Annotated in this window: 23 protein-coding genes; 17 read left to right on the forward strand and 6 right to left on the reverse strand. The window is 44.6% G+C overall.

Annotated features, from left to right (window positions below; all coding sequences use genetic code 11):
• Positions 1-48 precede the first annotated feature (48 nt).
• The 9 genes from B0E43_RS25270 to B0E43_RS25310 all read left to right on the forward strand — a co-directional run bounded on the left by B0E43_RS25270 (position 49) and on the right by B0E43_RS25310 (position 11,142).
• Positions 49-2,454 carry an ABC transporter permease gene (locus B0E43_RS25270; RefSeq protein WP_077346762.1) on the forward strand — a complete coding sequence of 802 codons (2,406 nt, stop codon included), beginning with the start codon at positions 49-51 and terminating at the stop codon, positions 2,452-2,454.
• Positions 2,455-2,736: 282 nt separating this feature from the next.
• On the forward strand, positions 2,737-3,156 hold the full coding sequence (locus tag B0E43_RS25275) for a hypothetical protein (protein ID WP_077346763.1): 420 nt from the start codon (positions 2,737-2,739) through the stop codon (positions 3,154-3,156).
• 209 nt (positions 3,157-3,365) lie between these two features.
• Positions 3,366-4,004: an ABC transporter ATP-binding protein gene (locus B0E43_RS25280; RefSeq protein WP_077346764.1), complete on the forward strand. Its 639-nt coding sequence runs from the start codon at positions 3,366-3,368 to the stop codon at positions 4,002-4,004.
• On the forward strand, positions 3,997-5,055 hold the full coding sequence (locus tag B0E43_RS25285; protein WP_077346765.1) for a hypothetical protein: 1,059 nt from the start codon (positions 3,997-3,999) through the stop codon (positions 5,053-5,055). The genes B0E43_RS25280 and B0E43_RS25285 overlap by 8 nt, the downstream gene beginning before the upstream one ends.
• Positions 5,056-5,515: 460 nt before the next feature.
• Complete coding sequence (locus B0E43_RS25290; protein WP_077346768.1) at positions 5,516-7,870, forward strand: ABC transporter permease; 2,355 nt, start codon at positions 5,516-5,518, stop codon at positions 7,868-7,870.
• Positions 7,871-7,992: 122 nt separating this feature from the next.
• Entirely contained in the window at positions 7,993-8,223 is a 231-nt protein-coding gene (locus B0E43_RS25295) for a hypothetical protein (RefSeq protein ID WP_077346769.1), read from the forward strand.
• A complete protein-coding gene (locus B0E43_RS25300) occupies positions 8,220-8,426 on the forward strand; it encodes a type II toxin-antitoxin system RelE/ParE family toxin (RefSeq protein WP_077346770.1) in 207 nt (68 codons plus the stop codon). Before B0E43_RS25295 ends, B0E43_RS25300 begins: the two co-directional genes overlap by 4 nt.
• A 353-nt stretch (positions 8,427-8,779) precedes the next feature.
• Entirely contained in the window at positions 8,780-9,976 is a 1,197-nt protein-coding gene (locus tag B0E43_RS25305) for an esterase (RefSeq protein WP_077346771.1), read from the forward strand.
• Positions 9,977-9,984: 8 nt separating this feature from the next.
• Entirely contained in the window at positions 9,985-11,142 is a 1,158-nt protein-coding gene (locus tag B0E43_RS25310) for an esterase (protein ID WP_077346772.1), read from the forward strand.
• 206 nt (positions 11,143-11,348) lie between these two features.
• Here the strand turns inward: B0E43_RS25310 and B0E43_RS25315 are convergent, their stop codons facing one another.
• Positions 11,349-11,939 (reverse strand): DUF4142 domain-containing protein, encoded by a 591-nt coding sequence (locus B0E43_RS25315; RefSeq protein WP_077346773.1) that lies wholly within the window; start codon positions 11,937-11,939, stop codon positions 11,349-11,351.
• A gap of 630 nt (positions 11,940-12,569) precedes the next feature.
• Here B0E43_RS25315 and B0E43_RS25320 point away from each other — a divergent pair.
• Positions 12,570-12,932 carry a DUF4260 domain-containing protein gene (locus B0E43_RS25320; protein ID WP_077346774.1) on the forward strand — a complete coding sequence of 121 codons (363 nt, stop codon included), beginning with the start codon at positions 12,570-12,572 and terminating at the stop codon, positions 12,930-12,932.
• A gap of 6 nt (positions 12,933-12,938) precedes the next feature.
• On the opposite strand, the gene B0E43_RS25325 is transcribed toward B0E43_RS25320, so the two are convergent.
• Together B0E43_RS25325 and B0E43_RS25330 are read right to left on the reverse strand one after the other, a co-directional pair.
• Positions 12,939-14,630, reverse strand: coding sequence for a GMC oxidoreductase (locus B0E43_RS25325; protein WP_077346775.1), 1,692 nt, complete (start codon positions 14,628-14,630; stop codon positions 12,939-12,941).
• A 137-nt stretch (positions 14,631-14,767) separates the two neighbouring features.
• A complete protein-coding gene (locus B0E43_RS25330) occupies positions 14,768-16,624 on the reverse strand; it encodes a right-handed parallel beta-helix repeat-containing protein (RefSeq protein WP_077346776.1) in 1,857 nt (618 codons plus the stop codon).
• A gap of 660 nt (positions 16,625-17,284) precedes the next feature.
• Between B0E43_RS25330 and B0E43_RS25335 the strand changes: the two genes are divergently transcribed.
• From B0E43_RS25335 to B0E43_RS25360, 6 genes are all read left to right on the forward strand, one after another.
• Entirely contained in the window at positions 17,285-17,899 is a 615-nt protein-coding gene (locus B0E43_RS25335; RefSeq protein ID WP_077346777.1) for an LPXTG cell wall anchor domain-containing protein, read from the forward strand.
• 1 nt (position 17,900) lies between these two features.
• The gene (locus B0E43_RS25340; protein WP_077346778.1) at positions 17,901-18,194 is read left to right on the forward strand and encodes a transcriptional regulator; all 294 of its coding nucleotides are present in this window, start codon (positions 17,901-17,903) and stop codon (positions 18,192-18,194) included.
• 70 nt (positions 18,195-18,264) lie between these two features.
• Positions 18,265-18,591 carry a hypothetical protein gene (locus B0E43_RS25345; RefSeq protein WP_077346779.1) on the forward strand — a complete coding sequence of 109 codons (327 nt, stop codon included), beginning with the start codon at positions 18,265-18,267 and terminating at the stop codon, positions 18,589-18,591.
• A 50-nt stretch (positions 18,592-18,641) separates the two neighbouring features.
• Positions 18,642-19,883, forward strand: coding sequence for a DUF4153 domain-containing protein (locus tag B0E43_RS25350; RefSeq protein ID WP_077346781.1), 1,242 nt, complete (start codon positions 18,642-18,644; stop codon positions 19,881-19,883).
• Positions 19,884-20,266: 383 nt separating this feature from the next.
• Positions 20,267-21,139 carry a hypothetical protein gene (locus B0E43_RS25355; RefSeq protein WP_077346785.1) on the forward strand — a complete coding sequence of 291 codons (873 nt, stop codon included), beginning with the start codon at positions 20,267-20,269 and terminating at the stop codon, positions 21,137-21,139.
• Positions 21,140-21,266: 127 nt separating this feature from the next.
• Positions 21,267-22,130 carry a hypothetical protein gene (locus B0E43_RS25360; protein WP_217349133.1) on the forward strand — a complete coding sequence of 288 codons (864 nt, stop codon included), beginning with the start codon at positions 21,267-21,269 and terminating at the stop codon, positions 22,128-22,130.
• A 448-nt stretch (positions 22,131-22,578) separates the two neighbouring features.
• Here the strand turns inward: B0E43_RS25360 and B0E43_RS25365 are convergent, their stop codons facing one another.
• The 3 genes from B0E43_RS25365 to B0E43_RS25375 form a co-directional block, all read right to left on the reverse strand.
• Positions 22,579-22,875 carry a hypothetical protein gene (locus B0E43_RS25365; RefSeq protein WP_077346789.1) on the reverse strand — a complete coding sequence of 99 codons (297 nt, stop codon included), beginning with the start codon at positions 22,873-22,875 and terminating at the stop codon, positions 22,579-22,581.
• A gap of 112 nt (positions 22,876-22,987) precedes the next feature.
• Positions 22,988-23,620: a response regulator transcription factor gene (locus B0E43_RS25370; RefSeq protein ID WP_077346791.1), complete on the reverse strand. Its 633-nt coding sequence runs from the start codon at positions 23,618-23,620 to the stop codon at positions 22,988-22,990.
• A 6-nt stretch (positions 23,621-23,626) separates the two neighbouring features.
• Positions 23,627-25,486 carry an ATP-binding protein gene (locus B0E43_RS25375; RefSeq protein ID WP_168171884.1) on the reverse strand — a complete coding sequence of 620 codons (1,860 nt, stop codon included), beginning with the start codon at positions 25,484-25,486 and terminating at the stop codon, positions 23,627-23,629.
• 342 nt (positions 25,487-25,828) lie between these two features.
• Here B0E43_RS25375 and B0E43_RS25380 point away from each other — a divergent pair, with 342 nt between their 5' ends.
• Positions 25,829-26,287 carry a GNAT family N-acetyltransferase gene (locus B0E43_RS25380; protein WP_077346795.1) on the forward strand — a complete coding sequence of 153 codons (459 nt, stop codon included), beginning with the start codon at positions 25,829-25,831 and terminating at the stop codon, positions 26,285-26,287.
• Positions 26,288-26,385: the final 98 nt, after the last annotated feature.

Consider the following 26,385-nt stretch of genomic DNA (forward strand, 5'->3'; position numbering starts at 1 on the left):
TCTGGCCTTTGCTTGGCAAGTCAATCTTAAAATAAAGTTGCACCTGCCATGTTCAGAAATCATCTTATCACTGCCCTGAGAACACTTTTTCGCGAACGCGGAAATTCCATAACCAATATCGCAGGGCTGACTTTGGGGATTACGGGAAGTCTGCTGCTTTTTCTGATCGTCAGGCAAGGTTTGCAATTCGACCAGCACCATGCGCAAAAGGACAGGATTTATCGGGTGATATTCAGCGAAAGCGGCTCCAACGGGCTCTCCTTTGTCCAATCTGTTCCGGCAAGTCTGGCTGTGGAGTTGAAGACCGAAGTGCCGGAGATACAGGAGGCGGTCACTACAGTATACAAGCAAAACAGTCTGCTGGGGGTGGTGAAGTCTGACGGTACGGTCGACCGCTTCAAAGAAAAAAATGGGGTCGTTTTTACCGAAAATGCATTCTTCCGGATTTTCGACCGGGAAATCCTTGTTGGAGATCCTTCAAAAATCCTCACCGAGCCCTACAAAGCGCTGATCTCTCTGCGATGGGCCGAGAAATATTTTGGCGGCCGGGAAGTCATTGGCAAAGAGATCCTGTACAACAATCAACCCTACCAAATCGAAGGATTGTTGGCCGATTTCCCCACTACGACAGACCTTCCGTTTGAATTAATGCTTTCATTTGAGTCCATCCGGGCACAAAAGGAACCCACGGCGTGGGATGGGCTTTCGGATGAGGATAACTGCTATTTTTTGCTGAGCCAAGATGCCGGTCTGGGCTCTGTGGAAGCCGGACTGAATGCCTTAGTCGAGAAGCACTATGGAAAGGGGAAGGAAAACCCTCAGGGAAAGCACTTTCTGATCCAGCCCCTTGATGAGCTTCATTCCGACATGCGGGTTGGGAACTATAATTCGAAGATGCCAGCCGCCGCCAAGATTGCATTCACAGCAATCGGCCTGTTTCTGTTGCTCACCTGCTGCATCAACTTCATCAATATTTCGACTGCTTCAGCGGTCAACCGAACCAAAGAGATTGGGATTAAAAAGGTGCTGGGAAGTACAAGGGGACAACTCATTATTCAAATCCTGACCGAGTCGTCGATGGTGACCCTCGGCGCATGCCTTCTTTCTTTGCTGGCTACGCAATTGCTTCTACCCGTGGTCAATAGCTACATGGATCTTTCTCTCAGTTTGTCTCTGACCTCGGACTGGGGTATTTGGCTCTACTTTGCTGTTATTTGGGGAGGTGTCACACTCCTCTCAGGGCTCTATCCGGCATGGGTTATTTCGGGTTTGCGTCCCGGGCATGTGATCCACGGAAGTTCAGTTTCCCGAGGCTCCGGCTATACTATTCGTCGCACGCTGATTGTATCCCAGTTCTTTATTTCTCAATTTTTTATCATTTCTACCTTGGTCATTTATGCGCAATTCCGTCATATGCAGCAACGCGATTTGGGTTTTGTGCAAGAGGCAATTGTAAACATTCCTATCCCCGCCATCGATGAGTCCGACTCCATGATGGGACAGACCAGCAAGCGAACGCTCAAAGCTGAACTGATGCGAATTCCCGGAGTGGAGGCCGCCAGCCTGAGCCGAACGGCTCCTGCCGCCAACAGTGTCATCAGTACCAGTATTAATCTCTCCGGCTCCGATGAACTCATCAATACTCAGATCAAAGAAGCAGATGGCGACTACATCGACTTGTTTGGATTGGAAATCCTGGCAGGCGCCGGATTGGCGGATCTTGATACTGTATCCGGTGTTGTGGTCAATGAAAGCCTTGCCAAATCAGCCGGATTCGAGGATTATTCCGAATTCGTGGGTCAGGAAATAAACCTTTGGGGCAATCTTCTCCATGTGAACGGGGTAGTCAAGGACTTCAATTCCACCTCACCGGGCGATAATGTCAGTCCCCTTTTACTGATGAACGGCTTGGACAGCTACCAGACAATTTCTCTCAAACTGACCGGAGCTCAGGTCCAGCAGCAACTCGGCCAGATCGAGGAAATCTGGGGAAAAGCCTATCCGCAACATCTCTTCGAATACAGCTTCGTCCGGGACGACGTCAGCAATCTATTTCGAGGCGAGCGAAAGACCACCAGCTTATTGGCCTTTTTTGCCGGTATTGCGATTTTCATCGGTTGCTTGGGCTTGTTCGGATTGGCGACTTTCATGGCCAACAACCGCCAAAAAGAAGTCGGTGTCAGAAAGGTACTGGGAGCCTCTGCGCCATCCATCGTGTGGCTGTTTTCCAAGGAATTCATCCGTCTGATCCTGGTCGCCTTTGCCCTCTCGATGCCGATCGCCTGGTTTGTCATGGGTGAAGTCTTGAAGGAGTTTGCCTATCGGATCTCTATGGGACCAGCCCTGTTTATCGCCGCTTTGGGCGTAAGTATGGGCATCGCGCTTCTTACGGTAAGCTACCGATCAATCCAGGCGGCCTTGGCCAATCCAGTGGACACGCTGCATGCGGAATAAAAATGAGGTGACGCAAAGACGCAGATTTGACAAAAACCACAGACATTCTTGTCATTCGGGATTTTTTTTGCTCTGGGATGATATTCTCTTAGTCAAAAAGGTCCTCTTTTAGATTTCTCTTTGGGTTTTTAATATGGAACGTAACCCCAATTCCCCAACCCTCCTTCTCTCAAATCCGTCAAAAAATACCGTATAAAGGGTATTTTTTCCTATCGCATTTTTTTGGATTTTCGACCCTGTCAATTCAAATCACCCATTTGACGATAAGCAATCACATGCTAAATGAATGAAAAAGATCGAGTTATAGCCTTTTTCTTAAAAAAACTGGACGAGAAAAATTTCGACATCTCTCAAGTCAGAAGAGACTTGGAAAAGGAAAACTATGACGAGAACGAAATCAAAATCATTGTGAAATTGGTGGACAACGAAATTCAAAGGAAACTTTTCGCATCTGCCAATTATTCAAAATCGATGGATTTAGTAAAAATAGGAGCTGTGCTTACCCTGATTGGATTGGCGATTACAATAGGCACTTTTCTAGGACTTATTCCAATGGGCAACTCCTTTCTAATCGCATACGGTCCGGTGCTGGCAGGGATCTCCTTGATGCTATCAGGATGGTCAAGGAAGGAAAAAAACAGGCCCCAACCTGGCAAATTCCGACGCCCACCCTCCACAGACTCCAAAAGAAACCCTAGCTGAAAACCTTGTCCAAAGTTCGAACTTTGGACAAGCACAAATCTTATCCATTCCATAAATTTCTTTCGCGAAGAACTCGTATCCTCTGCGATAAAAAAAACCATCGCTCTTTTAAAAATTCTTAAATCTCTCACTAATCACCCTTTCCCCAAGAATATCCAAACCTCAATTCCAAGACATTGGAGTATCTTTCTGGCAAATCAGTTGTGCAGATGTCTCCACTTTTGTCAATTTCCGGATTTAGAAAAAAGTATCCTTCTGGCTTTCAATTCAACTTGGATCAGTTGGAATTGCAACAGGGAATACACCTGATTCAGGGAGAGAATGGCTCGGGGAAATCGACATTCCTGAAGGCTTTGGCCGGCATCCATGATTCTGAGGGAGAAATCGCGATGGCCGGAATCTCCCTTCGCAAAGATCCCCTCGCCTACCGGATGAAAATAGGATATGCTGAAGCCGAACCCGTTTTCCCCGAGTTCCTCAATGCCGATGATATCATTCAGGTGGTCGCAGCCTCCAAGAATGCTAAAAAGCAGCAAATTGAGATCCTGAAGGAAAAACTCGGGGTTGGGAATTTCTCAAGCTATCCGGTCGGAACCTATTCTTCGGGTATGCTCAAAAAGACCGCTCTTCTTCTGGCATTCTTGGGAAGTCCCAGCCTGATCATCCTCGATGAGCCATTCACTACCATTGACGTCGCGAGTCAGGAGATTCTGACGGACTTGATCCTGGAGAAGAGCAAAGCTGGAGTGAGTTTCCTGCTCACCTCCCACCAGTCAAACCCCTTGGATCATCTCTTCTTTACCTCCAAACTCGTGTTTGAGACGGGCAAGCTCCTTTGCCATGAATGACGCTGACTTCAAGGCCTTCGTCATCCCTTTTTACAGAAGCCTACTCGGGTTTTGGATCTTGGTTTTGGTCTTCGGAGGGGTATTTATGGAGCTAAAACAGCATATTCTCCTAGGCAAATTCCTGTTTGAGCACACCCTACCCTTTTCCCTTCTGCCTCTCGGATTTTTGGCGTATTCGGGATTTCATTTGAGGTTCCAGATGGCAATTCTTCGGAGAAAGGAATACCAAGTCTTTCATCAAACCGCCCTGATTCCTTTCCGGGATTTTGCCAAAAAATGGGCGGTCATCATTCTCGCCAATCACTTTATTCTGATTGCCTATCTGGTCTTTTTAAGCTATTTCGGAATCGAAAAACAGGCCTGGACTCCACTCTTATTGCTTTGGGCAGTGGTAGGGTTTTCATTGGCTTTGCCCATTCTCCTTATTTATAGATACCTAGGCAAACCGCTCAAGGAAGCTGTTTTGATCCGGCCCAGGTGGGAAGGCAAACTTCCCAGGATCACTTGGTTTCCTCTGGAACTCCGGCAAAACCGCCCTATTCTCTTACTTCTGACCAAAGGTCTGAGTCTGCTATTGCTCAACGGATTTTTCCTGTCCTTCCGGTCAGGAAACTACGATCATCGCTGGCTGGAATTCGGAATCCTGTGCGTGTCTTTTTTTCATATCCCCATCCTGTTGGAAAAAAACGAGTTCGAAAACAGCCGAATGGCCTGGTTTAGAAATCTGCCTTCACCCTTCCTTCCAAAGCTGTTGACCCATTTGGGAACTCTAGTCTTGATCCTGTTCCCCGAACTGCTTTTCCTTTTTTGGAAAGTCTTGCCGCTGTTCGCCCCGGACAGACTGATTTCCCTGCCGCTTTTGCTGATTTCAGGGGTGATAGCCTTGCTGGCACTGATCTACAGATACCCGGATCGGTACTTTTATCGGGTTGCCTTTGGGTCTTTCTTCGGCTGCTTTTTGGTGCTTCTCTTCGGAGTGCCTTGGATCTTTCCGGTTTTGGCATTTGTGATTTTCTTTGGATTTCAGATCCGATCGCCATTTCAACTCTGATTGCACCCTCACTTTGAAAAATCTGCTTTTAACCGCAAAAAATTTCACCACAGAGATTCAAGAGGAAAAATTTCCTATGCACTTGAGCCTCCCTCGAACTTCAGTCCTCCTTCTTCTCTCGTACCTTTTGCAAGAGCGTAGAGAAAAAGCTAAAGCTTTTGCGGTACGATCAGAAAAAATCTTGGCGCCCTCTATTAAAATCTCTGCGAACTCTGTGGAGAAAAAAAACAGAAAGCCTGAAAAGGAACGCGAAGCATAGTTTATTTTGAAAGAGTCTCCCTCGTAATTTGTCAAATGAAACTTTCTCTGATTTTCCCAAAATCGAACATTTTTGTCCGTAGAAAATTAAGCCAACGTTTTCAAATCAGCCTGTTTCCTGCTTTTTGGCCTTTTGGATCAGGCATGGCTTTGGCTAAAACTCTGACGCAAATCAGGACTACAATCCAAACCCGATCATCCCATGTGGAAAAATTACCTGAAGACATCTTTTAGAAACCTCCTCCGTCAGCGGGGTTATACACTGATCAATGTGCTCGGGTTAACTTCCGGAATTGCCGTTAGTATTTTTATCCTGTTGTGGATCTTGGATGAGGTATCCTATGATCGGTTTTTGAGCAAAAGTGATCGCATTTACAGCGTTATGGTCAACAGTACCCTGCCCGACAGAAGTATTTCTACTCACCCTGTTCCTCCAGCCCGGCTCAAGGACGTCCTGTTGGACGAAATTCCCGAAATCGAAACCGCAACCCGATACAGTTTTGAAACGGCGATGCTGGTTAAAAACCAAACCGAGGGATTCAACGAAACCGGCATCTTTGCCGATTCAGCGTTTTTCGAGGTTTTCAGCTTTCCGTTTTCAATAGGTTCATCAGAAAATCACGCCAGAGAACTGAATTCAATTGTCATCTCGGAGGCATTGGCGGAGAAACTTTTTCCCGGTGAAAACCCAATGGGAAAGACCCTCAGCCTCAATCAAAATCTGGAACTGACTGTTGGTGGAGTCTTCGAAAACGTCCCTGAAAATTCCTCGCTCCAGTTTGATTTTGTTGTTCCTTTTGAATTGTACCTGAAGGAAAACCCCTGGATGCAAAACTGGCAAGCCGGAGGTTCACGGACGGCGGTTTTACTCGGGGAAAACAACCCAAACCCCGACTCTAAGATCGCTGGCCTGATCAAGTCCAACTGTGCAGAATGCACGGGCATTCCCTTTCTTTTTCCTTATGAAAAAGTCCGGCTTCACGGTGAATTTGAAAATGGTCTCAGCGTCGGAGGCAGAATCCAGCAGGTCTATCTTTTTGGTGCGGTAGCACTCCTGATCCTCCTGATGGCCTGCATCAATTTTATCAATCTGGCCACAGCACGAGCCGGAACCCGAGGACGTGAAGTCGGTATCCGCAAGTCCATCGGTGCAAACCGGGGCGAACTGATCCTCCAATTTGTCCTGGAATCGGTCCTGCTTTCCTGGATTGCCTTGATCTTCGCCGTATTGCTTGTGCAGTTGCTTCTGCCATTTTTCAACGAATTGACTGGCAAAGCTGTTAGCCTTGAGCTGGGCAATCCGGTTTTTCTCCTTTCGCTCGTCGCGATTACGCTGCTCACGGGATTGCTTTCCGGAAGCTATCCTGCCCTGGTTCTGTCTGGATTTAACCCCATCAAAGTCCTCAAAGGCGACAGCCGATCCCTACTCAGCGGCAGCGGACTGCGCCGGGTGCTGGTCGTCGCCCAATTTGCCGCCTCAGCGATCCTGGTGGTTGGGAGCATTGCCGTCCATCAGCAAATCACCTTTATCAGCGAGCGAAATCTGGGCTTTGACAGAGAAAACGTGCTGGTGATTGACCAAAACGAGGGGATTGTCAAAAACTACACAGGCATCAAAAATGACCTCCTCCAACTTCCAGGCGTTAGTTCCATTGCCTTTGGGGGAAACAGTATTTTCACAGTGCCGATCACTACTTCTGATCCTGTCTGGCCCGGAAAACCGGAACAATCGACGATCAATTTCAAGATTTACCGCTGTGATGAGGGATTTATCCCAACGCTGAATATCCCGATCCTGGAAGGCAGAAACTTCTCCGGAATTCAGGATGCCTCCAACTACATTATTAACAAAAAAGCTGCCGAAGCCATGGGGCTGGATCCTAAGACGGCTGTGGGAACTGAGCTGGAAATGTGGAACGGCAAAGGACAGATCGTCGGGGTCACCGTGGACTTTCACAACGACAACCTGAAGTTGAACATTGAGCCGATGATTTTTATGTATTCCGAAAACGTCGGTTCCCACTACTTTCTCAAAGTATCCGGGCAGGCTTCCCTTCCATCCGTAGTGAAGCAGATCGGCACAGTCTTCAAAAAACACAATCCTGATTACCCCTTCGAATACAGTTTTCTGGATGAAGTATTTGACCGGGAATACGAAAACGAGCAGGTAATCGGTAAACTTTCCCTCGCCTTCACCTGCATCGCCAGCCTAATCTCAGCACTCGGTTTGTTTGGTTTGGCCTCATTTACCGCAGAACGGAGAACCAAGGAGATGGGAATCCGAAAGGTACTGGGGGCTTCCGCAGGAAGCCTTTCACTGCTTCTGTGCGGGGATTTTGCCATCTTGATCGTGACAAGTTTGTTAGTCGGTTTTCCTCTGGCTTGGTACTTCGTGGAGCAGTTTCTCTCAGGCTACACTTTCCGTGCAGAGATTCCTTGGACGCTCTACCTCCTTACGGCGGCCCTAATGCTGGGACTGACTTTTGTCTCGGTCGGCTACCACACGCTAAAGGCTGCCTGGAGCAATCCGGTAAATTCGCTACAGAATGAGGGGTGATTGAAACTGGGACTTACCTTAACCCATGCTTTTTCGAAATGAACACGAATGAGAAACCATTTCCGAAGTCTTTTCTTTCGAATCAATGTTTCCTAACTTGAAATCAACAAAAGCATGTCTTTATGTCTACAACTCTAAAAGCATCCGTTCATCAACTCGTGGAAGAAATTGAAAACGAGCAGCTTCTGGAGACGCTCAGGGATTTTCTGTCCCTTCGGAAAAAGTCTCAGCCCGGTAAACTTTGGGAAGACCTGCCTGAGGATAAAAAACAGGGGATTTTATTGGCCTTGCAAGAATCCGAGGATGAATCTTCTTTGATGACCCGAGAGGAATTTTTGAAACCGAAAAAATGAAAATATTTGTCAGCAAACGAGCCGACAAGGATTTTCAAATGATCTTAAAATACCTGGAATACAAATGGGGAGCAGGTTCGGTTGAAAAATTCAAATCCCTCACCAATGATTTTTTAGATATTTTGGAAAGCTTTCCGGAAATCGGTTCGTTGGAGATTACAGAGAAAAAAATTCGAGGGTTTCAACTCACAAAGCAAACCTGAGTCTTTTATACGATCAAGTCGAAGTTTATTTTGATTTTGGCCTTCTATGACGTCCGACAAAATCCTGAAAAGAAAAATCTCTGACTTTTGTTATAAAAGTCCTTCAGATCGCTTACTTATCCCCTAAGCATCAAGGCTTTTTCGAAGTGAATTTTTCGAGCTTTTCCAGAAATCGGTGGCTGTTCAATTTTATCAGAGCATCACAAAAACATTATACTTCCGGCAACTAGCAGAAAGTTCTATTTCTTGCTACAGCTCCAAAACTTTGGAGCATTTCTCCCTTCGTGGCAATTTTCTAGGATTTAATCTAATCATTTTCTATTTTCACACATTGAGACAATAGCCCATTAATTATGAAAAAACACTTGCTCTTTACCCTTTTATTTGTTGTACTGCTAGGAATTACTTCCAACGCGCAGGAGGCTCTTTTTCGAGCACAAAACATCATTTCCCCGGAAATCCATCCGGACAATTCGGTCACTTTCCGTATCCATGCACCCAATGCCACGGCAGTACAGGTGACCGGGGATTTCCTCCCATCTGAGAAAATGGAAACGCCGATGGGCCAAATGGACGGTCCCGGAAAAGCCAGTTTGACCAAAGGCGAAAATGGTGTTTGGGAATTCAAATCCCAAACATTGAAATCTGAAATGTATGGCTACTCCTTTGTCGTGGACGGACTCAGCACCATCGACCCAAACAATCCTTTCCTTATCCGTGATGTGGCTTCGGTAACCAATATCTTTATCATCGGAGGCGGACATGCGGACCTTTTCAAAACCAATGACATTCCGCATGGATCAGTTACCCGTCGCTGGTATGATTCTCCGGGTTTAGGGATGGATCGTCGGATCACCATCTACACTCCTCCTGGATATGAGAATTCCACTGAAAAACTCCCTGTTTTGTACCTTTTGCATGGAGCTGGCGGAGACGAAGAGGCCTGGATTGCTTTGGGACGGACTGCTCAGATCATGGACAATTTGATCGCAGAGGGCAAGGCCAAACCGATGATCGTGGTGATGCCAAACGGCAATGTAATCCAAGACGGAGCACCCGGAGAAGGCAGCAAAAACTTCTACAAACCGCAGTTTATGATCCCAAAAACCATGGACGGAACCTATGAAGGGGCTTTCAGTGACATCATCAAATTTGTAGAAAGCAACTATCGAGTAAAAGCAGACAAAGCCAACCGTGCCATCGCAGGTTTGTCAATGGGCGGCTATCACACCTTGCATATTTCCCGATACTATCCGAATACTTTCGATTACATGGGACTTTTCTCAGCGGCGATTATGCCGAGAGAAGATGCCACCGGAAAGGTGTACAGCAACTTTGACGAAACCCTGAAAGCCCAGATGGACAACGGTTACAAGCTGTATTGGATCGCCATCGGCAAGACGGATTTCCTCTACAATGCCAATAAGGAATACCTCGCGAAACTCGATGCGATGAAGATGACTTATACTTATGTCGAAAGCGAAGGAGGCCACATCTGGAGAAACTGGAGGGTTTACCTTTCCCAATTTGCACCTCAATTGTTTAACTAATCTTACCTATGAAACTCAACTTTCGAATTCTAATTCTTGCAGTTTACCTGGTCACAGGAACAGCAATAAATGTTCAGGCTCAGGAGATCAGTGCCATGCAGGCTCCCCGGGTAGTTTCTCCCGAAGTCAATGCTGACAAGTCGGTGACCTTTCGGATTCTTTCAGAAAAGGCCACCGAGGTCACACTCAACGGAAGCTGGATGGGATTCCGGGAAACCCTCCCTTTGACCAAAGGCGAACAAGGCGTATGGTCTGTTACCACCAAGCCATTACCTGCATCTATGTACCATTACAATTTCTTCATTGACGGGGTGGCTGCGATTGATGTCACCAATCCTCATGCCTTGAGAGATGGTACCCGCTATGCCAGTTTGCTGATGGTTCCGGGTGAGGAATCGACCGTTTTCCAACTCAATGACACTCCGCATGGCAACATTTCCCAGGTTTGGTACAATTCCCCTTCTTTGGGAACAGACCGAAGAATGTACGTGTACACTCCTCCGGGATATGACAGCGGAAAGGATTCCTATCCGGTCCTTTACCTTCTTCATGGTGCCGGAGGAGACGAGGATGCTTGGACCTCTTTGGGACGTGCGAACCTCATTTTGGACAATCTGATTGCTTCAGGAAAATCAAAGCCCATGATCGTCGTCATGACAAATGGAAATGCCTGGCAATCTTCCACGCTTCGACAGATACCTGGCCTTCCTACCCCTACCCGTGAAACTTTTGCACAGTATCAGGGCAAGTTTGAAAAGAGCCTCGTAGAAGACGTAGTACCCTATATCGAGAAAAACTTCCGGGTGAAAGCAGACAAAGACCATCGCGCATTGGCCGGACTTTCTATGGGTGGTGGCCACACCATTACCGCTTCAATCAACTACCCGGGCACTTTTGGTTACATCGGAGTTTTCAGCAGCGGGATCTTCGATGCCAATGCGGATATGGCTGAGATGGAAAAGAAATTCCTAGCCCTCAAGGAAAGTGGTGTTTCTACCTATTGGGTGGCCTGCGGCAAAGAGGATTTTGTGATGGAATCAAACAAAAGGCTTTTGAGTGTGTTAGACAAAACGGGCTTTGAACACGAATACTTCGAAAATGAAGGCGGCCATACTTGGGCAAACTGGAGGACTTACCTATCAATGTTTGCTCCAATGCTGTTTTAGGTATTAAAAATCATTTACCCGATCTATCTATTTATTCTGAAGAAAGCGCAGGCCAATTTGGTCTGCATTTTTTTTTAGTTATGCTGGTTATACTGCTTCTCCCGAAGCAGCACAGCAAAGAGAGAAGCAGCACAGCAAAAACCAAAGATCAAAAAAAGCCGATCTCCATTATGGAAATCGGCTTTTCAATTTGGGAAAATGGTTGATTAGATGTTCTCGATGTCAATTTCGGTTCTTACTTTGACAGCCTCGGTTCTATTGGACTTAATCGAATCCAATGTCTTTGAAGCAAATCCCTTGATGGTAAAGTTCTGGCCGTTGTCTATCTGATTTTCAAACATGGAAATGGAATTGTCCAATTCACTGATTTGAAAATCGATAAAAGCCTCGTCAAACGCCTCACCTGTCAAAAGCGCAAGTTCGTCATATTTCGTCTGCATTTCGGCAGAAATATCTTCAGACATCTCCACTTCCTTAGAATCCAAAATTCCGGTCAACTCAGATTTAATCTCTGTGTTATCTTCCAGAATCATCCCGGCATATTCCAATACAGAATCATCCTGGCCTTTGTCAAGCGCCAATTGACCAAACGATAGCTGGGCGTTGATGAATTGCGAAGAAGAAATGGCAAAGTTTCTGTCCTGCTGACTGACAGTGTCCACAATCGGTTCATCATCTTCATTATCGCATGAAGCCATTCCTACCAGGCAAAATGCTGAAAGCAATATCGCTCCTGATCTTTTTATTGCAGAAGTTCGGAAGGTAGATGAGGTTGAATTTGAATTTGTAGTTCTCATAAGACAAATAATTGGTTTAGTGAATACCGAAGTTTATGCAAGGACTGTTCCTTGTGCCTCCAAAGCATTTAAAGCAGGATTTTGGCACTTTTACATGTGGATCAACCCAACAAACTGCTGCAAAACACTCCCAATACTGGCAATTGTAACCTCATAAAAACCGAAAATCGTTTCAAGGCTTTTCAGGAATTGGGGTCAAATTTCCAGATTTAGGGCTTTTGGAATTGCTGGGATTGTCGAAAGCCTAAGTTTTGGCTTGAGAAAAGTTTATTAAAGTTGGGTGTATTATTACCCTAGGTCACATTGAATCATCTTCAAACTTTCACCAAATTCTGATTATCAGCTTTATTGCTACAACCAAATGAAGGAGGGTTTGAAGATCGATTTCGCCTGATGTTGGCTATCGCCCATGGTCATTATATTTTGATTACACCTCGACAAGCTCGGTGTCCGGCGCTCTTGGTCTATAGGGAGGGAGGAGGAAATGCGGCTTCGCCGCATTTCCTCCTCCCTCCCTAATTCAAAATAAAATTTCAGTGGTCGAGCTTGTCGAGACCAATTCGTAAATTTTAAATGCTGGTGTCAAAACGGACATTCATTTTATTCTAAATTCAAAATTTCTGATTCTGTATGAAAGCAATTTTAAAACTCGAAGAATTAGCCATGTTTCTAATCAGCCTTTGGGCATTTCAACTGACCGGAATTTCCTGGTGGTGGTTTGTGGGATTGTTTTTCCTGCCGGATATAGGGATGCTGGGCTATGTTTTGGGAGAAAAAACCGGTGCTGCGGTGTACAATATGTTTCACCACAAAGGAATCGCTTTATTGGTTTTCGGTTTGGGAATTTTTCTCAATCAGGAAATCCTGGAAATCGCAGGAATCATCCTCTTTTCCCATGCTTCCTTTGACCGAATAATGGGCTACGGACTGAAGTTTGAAAAAGGCTTTAAATTTACCCACTTGGGAGAAATCGGGAAAAATTCAGATTCCTGATTCGATCTATAGATTTCCCTTTTTGAGCTCTTCGGCAGCAAAATTGGCTGCCCTTGCAGTCAGCGCCATGTAGAGAATCGATGGGCTTTGGTTGCCGGTACTGGTCATGCAAGCACCATCCGTGACAAAGACGTTTTTGCAGGCATGGAGCTGATTCCAGGAATTCAGCATGGAATTTTCGGGAGAGGTTCCCATCCGTGCCCCGCCCATTTCGTGAATATCCAGGCCTGGAGCCTGTCCGGAGTCCCGGGATTCGAGGTTTTTCACCCCGGCTTTTTCCAGCATTTCTTTGGCTTGAGTGAAAAAATCCCGAAGCATGTTTTCGTCATTTTGATCATATCCGATTGAAGTGACCAGTTGGGGAATTCCAAAAGGATCCATTTCCGTTTCGCTTAGGCGGACATGATTCCCTGCTTTGGGGATGGTTTCGCCCTGCATGTACATGTAGACATGCCAGTTGCCGGGTTCGGTTTGGGCATTTTTGAATTCCGCGCCAAAAGTAGGATTGGACATTTCCTTTCCTCTTCCTCTCCAGGCTCCTGAAAAAATAGTGTATCCGCCCACAAAATCCAGATCGGGATCCTTTTTTCCAAGGTTTCTGAAATTAGCCAAAATGGGTTCTGTGGGATTGCGCCCGTAGTAGTACTTGTCCTGAAATTGATCCAGTTCTCCCGAAACCCATCCCCGGTAGTTATGGAATGCGACATAACGGCCAAGTAAATCGTGGTCATTGCCCAGCCCTTTTGGGAAGCGGTCTGATTTGGAATTGAGCAGAACCAGGACAGAGTTTAGCGCTGAGGCATTCAAAAAGATGATTTTAGCCTTGAATTCCATCACTTCATTGGTCTCTGCATCGATCACTTTAACTCCGCTTGCTTTGCCCGTGGATTCGTCATAAAGGATAGAATGTACGACCGAATGAGGTCGGATAGTCAAATTCCCCGTCCGCTCAGCCCAGGGTAAAGTGGAAGACACCGAGCTGAAATATCCCCCAAACGGGCATCCCCGCATGCACATATTCCGGGCCTGACATTGCCCCCGACCCTGATCAAAATGGACTTGCTTGGGTTCAGTCAGGTGGGCCCAACGGGCATGGACCAGATGCCGGTCAGAATAATTTTGACGGATCTTCTGACTCATCCACTCTTCGGCACAATTGAAAGGAAAAGGCTTCATAAACTCCCCATCCGGCATGGCTTCGATCCCGTCTCTGGAGCCACAAACACCGATAAATTCCTCTACATGAGAATACCAGGGAGCGACATCCTCATAGCCGATCGGCCAGTTCATTCCGTAACCCTGAAGTTCGGGTGCTTTAAATTCATGCCTGCTCCACCGCTGGGTAGCCCGGCCCCAAGTCAGGGACTTGCCACCAACCTGATAGCCCCGGATCCAATCAAAGGGTTTTTCCTGAATGTAAGGGTGATCCTTGTCCTCGATGAAAAAATGCTTGGTTTCCTCTCCAAACCCAGCCGCTTTACTGATCAGGGGATTCTCTTTGAGAAAGTCATGAGTTAGCCGACCTCGGTGAGAAACTTCCCAAGGTTTGAGTGTGGCAGTAGGATAATCCTTATTGTGGACTACAGATCGGCCTCTCTCCAAGACTAACGTTTTGAGGCCTTTTTCACAAAGTTCTTTGGCTGCCCAGCCTCCGGAGATTCCGGAGCCGACCACGATGGCATCGAAGGTATTTTCCATAGCTAGTGCATATTCGGAATTTGAAATTCAAGATCCTGATTCGGGATTTGAAAATTTCTTAAAAAGATCAGAGTCAGTCTTTTCTATAATTTTCATTCTAATCTGCCTCATTTGACCTGAAAGAAAAGCTTTACCAATCATCGACTTTTAGCCTTTTTATCTTTTTTCTCCCACTTTCCAATGGCATTGTCCAATTCCTTTTGATAGGTTGGTTCTCCCTGGCTAAACACCTTGTTGTCCACTTTCTGGATATCCTCTTCTTTGGTGGTATTGTAGCGGATCGGTGGATTCCTGTCTTTGCTGAAAAAGTAATTGTCCTTTACTAGATTGACTGTGGCTCGATGAAACCGTAGCGGAGATTTGGCAATGTTGTAGACCAAGTTACCCTCCACCAACACATCGGTGATGCCTTCGTCGAGAAACATGCCGTTGCTTTCGGCACGACCTGCATTGACTTCCACATCATAAATCCGATTGTTGAGAATCTGGCTGCCAGGTTGGAGACCCAGCATATAAATCCCACCTCCATCGCTCAGGATGTTCATAATATCATGAATATGGTTTCCGGAAATGATGTTTTGCCGGGAAGGGGTAGGCACAGGACTCCACATCCAACCCACGGAAATCCCGGTGTAAGGCAAGTCGAAAATATGGTTGTTCTTAATTGTGGTTTCGGCAGTTAAACCAGCCCAGATTCCCACTGCCCCGTAAAACTGAGCCCCAACTTGAGTCACGGTCGTATTTTCTATGGTATTTCCCAAAGCCACTTGATCCGGGGCCGAGGTCCACCAAGGTTCGTCGCCGACTTTTCGGTCCTGCCCCTCTCCGATCATAATCCCGTTGCCGGAAATATCTGAAAGGTCGGAATCCACCACTTTGCAGTTTTTGGAACCGGTCCCAAACCAAATGCCTGAGCCTCCCAAATTTTTGAAGCTACAGCCGGTAAATGAAACATTTTCTGCCCAGACAGCAGATATTGCTGCCGGCACCACAGCCCAGTCTCCAGTCGAAGGCCTCGGATCAAAATGACATGCCTGAATCCCACAATACCCTTTTTCGGGGATTTCCCATTTGCTGAACTGGAAGGTAATCCCTTCGAAATGGATGTTTTTGACGGGTTGGTTTTCCTCCCCGATGATTGAAATCAAGCCTTCCGATAGTGGAATTGCCACTTGTAGGGCATTGGGATTTATGCCTTCTGGAAGTTTCAGTAGAAATTTCTTTGAGTCATTCCGAAAAATCCATTCGTAATCCGCATCCAAAAACTCAGGTGCATTCTCGAGGAAATAGCGCGGGTTGGGTTCCCAATTGTCAATTGTGAAAAAATCGGGAGATTTCGCTCCAATAGAATCCACTGTGAAAAGCTGACTATTTGTCGAATCAATTTCTTTTACCCCGATTCTGGAAATGGACCAATCGTGCAGGAATACCAACTCCAAACCTTCCAGATTTCCAGGAATCGGAAAATCATCCTTTTCAAAAAAGAAATTGGTGCGCCGGTCTGCTCCTGCCTTTTTCACATGGAGAAAACCTACATTGGGAAAACGCGCCCGGATGGCCCTTTCCCCTCCGATAAACAGCTCACGGTAATCGTCCATCTCTTCCAAAGCTTCCGGCAAATTGGCCTCCCAAAATCCCTCTGCATTTTTGCTCCAACCGGCAATTTCCACACCCCCTGAAATAACCGGAGATTCTCCCTTTTGGGCTTTAAAAACAAGGTTCCCATTACCGATGCCTGTATTGGAGGATTCAAAAACCAGAGGCTCCGAAATCGGGTAAATACCACCAGTCAACCAAACAGTAACCTCAGATTCCTTTCCGCTTTCCAAAAGATTGAGGGCCATTGCTTGTGCAGAAGAGATGGTTTTCAGAGGAAGTTTTTTGGTTCCGTCATTGGAGTCATTCCCGGAGGGTGAAACAAAAATTTCCTGGGCCTGGAGTGAAAAAGTCAGGAAAACCAGAATGGAAAATGATACTGCTTGCTTTAGGCTCATGGGCTTTGGATTGAATACTGCAAAATATCAAACTGGCGTGGAAATCGCGGTTAAAACTTTCCCGAAGTTCGACCTCTCTTTGTCCGCTTAGATCTTTGCGGTTATTTTTTTTACTACAGAGTTCGCAGAGATTTTATTAGAGGGCTCCAAGAATTTCTCTCAAATCGGACCCGAAAAAGCTTCAGCTTTTGCCTCTGCGCCCTTGAAAAACCTTCTGATTGCCTGAAGCGAATGGGGTTCTTTCGCTGCCTGTTGATACAAAACCAAAATCTCAGTGCCCTCAGTGGTTAAAACCCTTTGCGTTCCTTGGCGTCCTTTGCGGCTAATTTTTTCCCACAGATTTTCACAGAAAAAGTCACAGACCTGCCCGCCGCAGGCAGGTTTTCGCAGATCTGCAACACCAAAAAGCTTTAGCTTTTTCTCTGCGATCTTGAAAAACGTCCGAGAGAAGGAAAGGGATTGAAGTTCAATACAGGTTCAATTCCTAATTTTCTTTTTTCTCCGAGTTCTTTGTGGTAAAATCCCTTCGCTGTTAAAATCCCCTTTACCAGGAGTAAATTCATCCAGGGCTTGAAATGCCGGTTTCTAAAAAATATTTTCTCCCCGAAGCATCAACTTCTCAAAACTTCATTTACTTTGCATCACAAAGTACTTTTCGATATGAGAAAACCGGAACAAGAATTAGCAGACATCAAGTCCATGATGGAGCGGAGCACCCGCTTCCTTTCGCTCAACGGACTGGCAGGAGTACTGGCGGGGATCTATGCCCTTGTTGGTGCAGGGATCGTCTGGTACTGGGTTTATTTCCCTGAGACCTCCTATAGTCAAGGGGCTACGGAGATGCACGGAACTGAGCTCATGAACAATATGCTGCTTCTTGCAGGGGTAGTTTTGCTGTTGGCCCTGGGGTCAGCTTTTCTCCTTAGCCGAAAGAAAAGTCAAAAAAACTCCCATAAGTTCTGGTCATCGGCGAGCAAACGATTTCTCCTTGCCCTATTTATCCCGGTGGTTACGGGCGGGCTTTTTTCATTTGCCCTGATCCACGAAGGTTACTTTCATCTCATCGCGGCAACTACTTTAGTATTCTATGGACTTGGATTGATCAACGCCTCCCATTTTACTCTGAGTGAAATCAAAAATCTTGGATATGGCCAGTTGATTCTAGGCCTGATAGCTGCTTTTCACCACGAATATGGCCTCCTTTGTTGGACATTGGGATTTGGCATCCTGCATGTGATCTACGGCTCCATGATGTATTACAAATACGACCGATAACGTGAAAGGAACGTACGACAAGGCCTTTGAAAATGTCATCCGGCTGCGGATCATGTCCATTCTGATGGTCAATGAGCAGTTTGACTTCAATTCCTTCAAGGAAATCCTGGAGGTCACGGACGGCAATCTGGCCTCTCACTTGAGGAATTTGGAAAATTCGGCCTATATCCGGGTGGAAAAATCCTTTGCAGGCCGAAAGCCGCTGACTAATTATTCGGCGACCGAGGAAGGCAAAAAGGCCTTTCAGTCCCATCTCGAATTCCTTGAAAATTTGATTAAAGAGAACAAAACCTAAAAAAATTTAATCACATACTTTGAAACACAAAGTACTTTCCAGTAAATTATATCCTAATCCATTGACTATCATGAACAAGCCAAACGATTTCCTCCAAGGGCAAACCCTCAGAAGCCTGGTCCTTCCGGCTGTGCTTGGGGCAAGCGCGCCTTTTGCCCTCCTGCTTTTCATCATCCTTACCAAAGAGGATGTTTTCGAATCCTGGATGCTGGCTCCGTTGACCTTGATTCCTCTGGGCGGAGCTGTAGGTGGAGTGATCTTCTACCTGATGGGCTTTGTCTGGTTTCCCTTCGGAAAGCAAAAACTGATCGCCATCATCCTCAGCACGATATTCTATTTCGTCGCGCTTTGGATGGCCGCCGTGCTTGCTTTCAACTTCACCGGACGCTTTGATTAAGCCCTGACTTACCCATTTGTCATTCTTCCACATTTCAATCCTAACCTGCCATGCTAAATCAAATCCTCTCCCACCTCCAAAACCCCGGAGAACTGGAGAAACTTTACCGGTCCAACAAGTCCGAATTCAAACAGGCCTTTCTTTCGGTTTATCCTGAAATCAAGGGCAAAGAACTGACTGAATTCTGGCACGAACGCCTCAAAGACGAGCCTGACGCTATTTCCTGGGGTTCCAAAAAAGAACATGGCTATGTAATTCTCGCCATTCTGATAGCCGGTTTTCTGGCCAAAATTCCTGAGATCTTCTCCGTCGATGAGGAATTTTTCTATCCGAGAAATATCAGCTTTATCGTCCTGCCCCTGATCACGGCCTTTTTTGCCTGGAAAAACCAACTCTCCCTCAACGCCAAAGCCGTGCTTGTCGGCATCACCGGACTTTCGCTGGTTTATATCAATTCACTTCCCGGAGGAGAAACCGACATGCTGGTTTTGGCCTGTATCCATTTGCCGCTTATTCTTTGGGGATTGTTGGGTGCTGCGTACTCCGGACGGGATCTTCTGAATTGGAAAAACCGCTTGAGTTACCTGAGATTTAATGGAGAAGCTGCGGTCATGTCTGTCTTGATCGGAATTGGAGGCGGGCTGCTCAGTGCAATCACGATCAACTTGTTTCTATTGATAGATGTCCAAATCGGAGACTTTTGGGCTCGATACGTGGTGCCATTTGGACTTCCGGCGGTTCCGATTCTTGGAGTTTACCTTACCCACACCAATCCTCAGTTGGTCAACAAAGTATCTCCGGTGATTGCCAAAATCTTCAGTCCGCTGGTGTTGGTGATGTTGGTAGTTTACCTGGTAGCCATTGCCGTGACCGGAAAAGATCCCTACAACGACCGGGAATTCCTGATGCTTTTCAACGTGGTCTTGATCGGAGTGATTGCTTTGATTTTCTTTTCCGTTGCCGAGAGTTCAGGCAAAAAAACCGATTACTCCGGTGTCTGGATTCTACTGCTGCTTTCCATTGTGACTGTGGTGGTCAATGGAGTCGCCCTTTCTGCGATTGTATTCCGGATTTCCGAGTGGGGAATTACTCCAAACCGAATGGCGGTGTTGGGTGGAAATATTCTGATTTTGATCCACCTCCTAAAGATCACGTGGAAGCTTTACCAAACTGCCACGAAGAAAGCTGCGCTGGAAGAAGTGGGAAAAACCATTGTGGTGTACCTGCCGATTTACATGCTCTGGACCGCTGTGGTGGTGTTTTTGTTTCCGGTGATGTTTGGGTTTGAGTGATGCTTCGGCTACGCTCAGCACAAGGAAATGGTCAACGGTCGACGGACGACCGTCAACAGCTGTTCCGTTTGGGCTTGGGGCTTTGGATTCCTAGGCTAGTGCAGGGAAAAATCTTAAGGTTAATTTGGTTGAATATTCAAGATTGGCGGCTGATTTCGGCCGCCACACTTTTTTCTAGCCATTTTAAACAAAAATTTTCACAGCACTATAGATAGTTTAGACGAAATAGTTAATTTGGTCATAGAACAGGGCGAAACTAATCGCAAGGAAAAAATACCTGCAGCAGTTGCGAGAGGCACGCCAAGATGAGATGCTTTACGCAATAAAAAGGGGGAGTTTCGGATATAAAACGTTGGCAATAATTTTAAACGACAAATAAATTTATGGAAAATCCGAAAATACAGCCAGACAAAATTACAAAACCAATACAGCTATTAGCAGTTTGGTTTGCTGGACTAGTTCTATTGGTTGGACTTCTTTTAACAGGTGCGAAGACGATTAATGAACCCATTTGGTTAGTCCCAGTTTTAGCAATTTCAGCAATATTGATAATTCCAATATTTCTTTATTTCGTGTTCCTACTTCAGACTAAATATCGTCCTCAAATGCAAGAAGACACTTTTTATTCTAGGTATCTAGATACATCTACCAATAAAACGGTTATTTTAACTGAGGAGTCAACAATAAATTCAACTGTAATAGAATTACAAAATCAGGTTATTCAATTGACCGAATCAAATAAGACTTACTTAAAAAACATAGAGAGTTTAATCAAGGATACAAAATCACAAGACACAAAAAAGATTTCAGAGATTGAAGCCTACATTAAGACCTCAAATGAAAATTTCACTAAAGTAGAAGAGAACATTAAAAAATCACAGTTTCAAATCAAATTAAATAGGTTACTTCCAAAATTCTCTGAATACAGACTTGCTATTGTTAAAAACGGATTTGAGAATTTAGAAGAATTTACTGGTGGGGGTGGAAAGCTATTAGACAGAGCCTTAATTTCTGTTGGCATGAATGTTGACCCTAAATTCGTATTGGAAGTGATAAAAATATTAAAGCCATTGGGGCTTGAAATTATCAATTTAATAAATAACGGACACCAGCAAGAAAAGAGAAAAAATGAAGTTGTAGTCGGATCACATGCATATAATAATACTGAGCTTGTTACACTAAATATTGATTCTGTATTTATAGAGACACTTTCAAATATTGAAAACAAAGAGCTGTTTCAATCAATGTTTAAATAAAATTACCTCTAACAGACGAGTGGCTAATTGAACATTCTGAATTCTAATAAACATTGGTGCTTAATTGAAAGTAAGTCCTTCTAACTTTGCTACTTCTCCAAGCTGGAAAACGTTAAAACCATTTATTTTGAGTACCCATCTTATGACACTTGATACTGTAAATATTGCAATCAGCAAATTAGAAAAATTAGACCCAGATGATGAATTTGCTTACGAGAACGCAATGATAGCTTTTCTTACAATTAAGGGCATTCCAGTAATTATCGATATTTTAGGACCGTCAACTACGGTTGTGCGGTCAAGGACTCACACGAAAGACGAAATTCAATTCAATAAAGTATCAGAAATATTTATTGCCCCACAAGAAGTTGTAAAATCTTTTGCAAGATGTAATCGTCCATTTCAATCTAAACTTTATTCTTCAGAGACCAGAGAAATATCTTATTTGGAAATCGCAGATGATTGGACAAAAAATATTAATCCTGGCGATACGGTTTATGTAACTATTAGCAAGTGGGAAATACAAAACCCTTTAAAAATAGTTATTATTACTTCACCAGATAAACACTTACGAGTGTCAGACTTCGATAAACATTATGGAAAAGGTTTCGACGAGACGATTCAACAATATGACCCAGAAACAAAAGCGGGGGCAATAGTTTTATATAGATTTTTGTTTGAGAAATTTAGGAGACATGCAAAAAAAGACCAAAAGACTTATATCATAACCACAGCGTATTGCAATCTGGCATTATACTTATCAAATGAAAAGGCAGACGCAATAATCTATCCAAGTGTACCTGCAAAAGAAATGGGACTTAATTTTGCATTTAATAAAGCTGTTTCAACATATGATATTTTTAAGCTTATTTCAGTTAGCAGAAATGAAATGCTTGCGACACTCTCGGATGACAACAAAATGGATTTTTCAGAACTCAACATAATTCATGCAAAAAGCTTCAATACGACGACAGACGAGATTATTTGGTAAAACTTCTGCAATCCCCCCACTGGGTGTAGTAGGAATACTATTGGGACTAGGTGAGTCTACAAAACACCTTCCTATCCTAACGAATTTGCAATTCGCTTTCTAATTGACAATTTATTTTAATTGGTAAAGCCCCCACTAGGTGTAGTAGAAAAATGCTTTGGACTAGGTGTAGTTTGTAACTACACCTTCCTATCCTAACGAATTTGCAATTCGCTTTCTATTTGACAATTTAATTTAATCGTTGAAGCTTTCTCCAGTCCCAGAAATTACTCGGGTTTAAAAGGACTAATCGATGTGGATTTTTGGTGAGTTTAGGCCAATGGCCAATTAAAAATTGGTCAGGATATTAGGGTGTAGTTACAAACTACACCCAGGCCCACCCAGACTAAAAACAGAAACGGGCAAATCAGTCTTGACTTGCCCGTTTCTATACTTAGCTACCCCTCATTTACCGCCCATAAGGATGTTTGTATGACCTATTGGAACGGGTTGCAACATTGTCTGACGGTAGGATTGCCTTCTTTCTGGCAGTTCGCATGTCTGGGTGTTTATAATTCTCGCTCACGATTACAGAAGTAATGTCAAACGTAGTGCTCTGGCTGACCATGTGCTTTTTGGCATAGGCGGCCTTGTTTGGATGCTTGTAATTGCTGGCAGAATATGTCGGATCATTCTTTGGGACTGTTTGACCTATCGCCAAGTTCATGCTGAACAGAGCAACTAACCCAATTATGGCTTTTTTCATAAGTATAACGTTTGGTTCGCTATACAAATAAACGGCGCTTAAGCAGCTATGGAGATCAGGAAATACACCATAAATGACTCAGGGTTTATACGGATATGGGGGTATGGGAAGGCTAAATCAAATTCAGTTGAATGGATTTTTTGATCAGTTCGGCAGAGTTATTTACTCTCATCTTCCTAAGCATGTTTATCCGGTGAGATTCCACCGTCCGGATACTGATGGAGAGCTTATCCGCTATTTGTTTTGTGCTGTAACCCTGAGCAACCAATTGTAAAACTTCCTTTTCACGCGACGTGATTTCTTCAATGTCTCCATCTTCGGGACGTTGAAACGATTCTGCTATGATATTGGTAATGAGAGGACTGAAATATTTGCCGCCTTGATAAACTGTAGTAATTGCTTTTTCCAGCTCCGGCCCTTCTATATTCTTAAGCACATAGCCATGTGCGCCAATCTTTAAGGCGTTCAAGATGTAAACCTGCTCTTCGTGCATGGTAAGTACAATGAATCTAACAGAAGCTCCTTGCTTGATAAGTTGCTCCATGGCTTCAAAGCCATTGAGAACCGGCATAGAAATATCCGTCAGAATTATGTCCGGCCTGGTTCTTTCAAATGCCTCCAGAAGTTCTCTTCCATTACCGGCTTCTGCAACAATTTCAAAATTTTCATTTTTACCCAAGAGAGATTTAAACCCCTCGCGAATGAGGGGATGGTCATCGGCTAAAAGCAGTTTTATTTTATCCATAATGCCTCAGGTTGTGGGGATCGGGATATGTACTTCAATACTTGTTCCTTCATTCGATGAATGAATCTCAGCATATCCATCCAACAATTTGGCTCGTTCGCGGATGTTTCTCAAACCTAATCCATCTTTTTTCAAAACTTCACTTTCGACGAATCCTTTTCCATTATCTTCCACTACCACATAAATTTCGTCTTCCTTGTCCAGCACATGCAGACTGACTTTGGTTGCATGAGCATGTTTTACAATATTAGTAAGCGCTTCCTGGACAATCCGAAACAGCGCTATGCTCATTTCAAAAGTAAGTAAGCGATCGATGTCTTTGACATACGTGAAATCTACAGTGATTGAAGAATATTTTTTCACATGATCGCATAAACCCCTCAGGGCAGCTTCCAATCCATAATCAATCAGGGCATGAGGCATTACATTGTAGGATATACGCTTCACCTCATCAACAGTGTTATTAATTTGATTTTTGATCTCCGCTTTCAATTCACTGTCACCTTCAAAACGATCTACTTGCATTCGGATCACGGTAAGCATCTGGCCCACGCCGTCGTGTAGCTCCTGAATGATACGTCGTCGCTCATTTTCCTGCCCTTGCAACAACGCTATTGCCTTCTCTCTGTCAAGCTTAATTTCCTTTTCTCTCAAAATCAGCAGTTCATCACGCATGTGTAATAAAGCCTGGCCCAACATATCAGAGTCGCTAAGCGTTTTGAAAGATGTTTTAAAATTACCCGAGCCGATTTCCTGTGCAAAATCAGTGGTGCGCTTCAGGCCATCAGTCAGTTCGTTAATTGCTCTGGTGATCTGAATGATCTCATCTGTAGAGGATGTCAGGGGAGTTTGATTTGGAATTATGCCTTTCGACAAGGAAAAAACTGTGTTTTTCAATTCAAGAATTGGTCTTGCTATAGCATTCGACAGGAAAAAGGTAATCAAAACGATCAAGAGCAAAATAATCAATGTCGTTCCAATAAGATAATTTCGTAGTTCAATAATGGGAGCCATGGCCTCATCAAAATCCATTTCTGAAATAAGCATCCATTCCAGCGTGGCATTTTCAATCGGCCTTTGAACACTCAGCACTTTTTTACCGCGATAGTCGTCAATGATATGATCCTCCGACAAACCCCGGAAAGCATTGCGGATTGCCTCCGTATCCACTTTGATCGTGAGTGGCGGGACATCTGGGAAGAACCTGGATGTGGACCGCAGGCGATAATCCCCAGCGGCTATATACGATTCACCCGTGTTGCCCATTCCAGTATTCTCCAACAGAATATCCTGTACTTTTTGGAAGTCTTCCTCTACCCATATGCTGCCGACTACCTGATTTTTATCAACGATTGGAATATAATAATAGAGTAAAGTTTTCTTGGATGCAGAATAGGCAGATGCGTCTATGATTTGAAACAGATTTCTCTCTGACCGCAAAAGCGAATCCGCGGATTTCTTCAAAAGTGGATAGACGTTCTCTTCTTTTGTACTGAAAAGGACCTGGAAATTGGTATCCAGCAGGTATAAATTTTTGAACTCATAAACTTTCAGCAATTCCGAAATTTCCCCAAATTCATTTTTGGCGGATTTGCTTTTATTTGGTGCATCCTGAGCCAAAGACTGGTAAAGACCCAGAAATTTGTGCTCCAATTCTAACGCCTGAAGATCATTGCGTGATCTCCTGAAGTGTTCTTTGATGAGGTCGTTTTTTAAGATATTGATGGATAAAAGCTGGTCGATGGTTCGTTGTATTAAAGCATCGCGCATGACGATATAAAAGCCTGTGCATAAAACTACAAGGACCACCAGACCGATAGCAGTATGCGTAAGAAATAATTTAGACGAAATTTTAAGGCTTTTCACTAGGTTTCGATGAGATACAAATGTTCAATTTATAGGCATTTGAAAAGATAGAATTTTAATAATAACAATCCTACGTGATTCCTTTTCGCCAAAAAACAGATATTGACACTTGCACTTTGATCCCGGCAGGTTGAGATATCGGACAATGAAATGCTTCCTAAACCTATCCGAACACAGGCCAATTCGGTGGCGCAGTTGCAAAACTTCAACATTCGCACACGAATACTGGAAACAAGACAAACCACAATTGAATGAGAAAACTAATTGCAGGAATGAATATGACCCCCCACTGAGTGTGGCAGGATTTTAGTTGAGACTAGGTGTAGGCAAAACACACTAAAAATGGACGATTATGATTTCAAGATAGAGGCATATCGGGAGGGTTTCAGAGACCAGCTCATAGGCGTTTGGGAAAGATCCGTTCTGGCCACCCACCACTTTTTGTCTCCGACCGACTTCGAAGAAATCAAAGAATTGGTCAAGTCGATAGATTTCAATCAGCTGGACGTCTTTTGTCTGACCGGTGAAGACCGGGTATTGGGTTTTGTCGGTGTCCTGGACAGGAAAGTAGAAATGCTTTTTCTGGATCCAGACTTTTTCGGACAAGGCCTCGGGAAAAAGCTTTTGATGTTTGCGCTGACTCAGCTAGGAGCGGGCAAGGTTGATGTGAACGAACAGAATTCCAAGGCTGTCGAGTTTTACCGAAGATCCGGATTTCAGACATTTGAGAGGACCGACACGGACGACCAAGGCAGAAATTATCCCCTCTTGCGGATGAAATTGGCCGATCGTTCTGGATAGTTTTCAAAAGAATTTCGACAAATAGGCCAATTGCCCCTGCGATCCAATCTACCGAAAACGATATTTCCTTATCTTCGGAATGCAGTTCGATTCGCGCC

Origin of the sequence: Algoriphagus sp. A40 (assembly GCF_002002735.1) — a bacterium.
Taxonomy (GTDB): domain Bacteria; phylum Bacteroidota; class Bacteroidia; order Cytophagales; family Cyclobacteriaceae; genus Algoriphagus.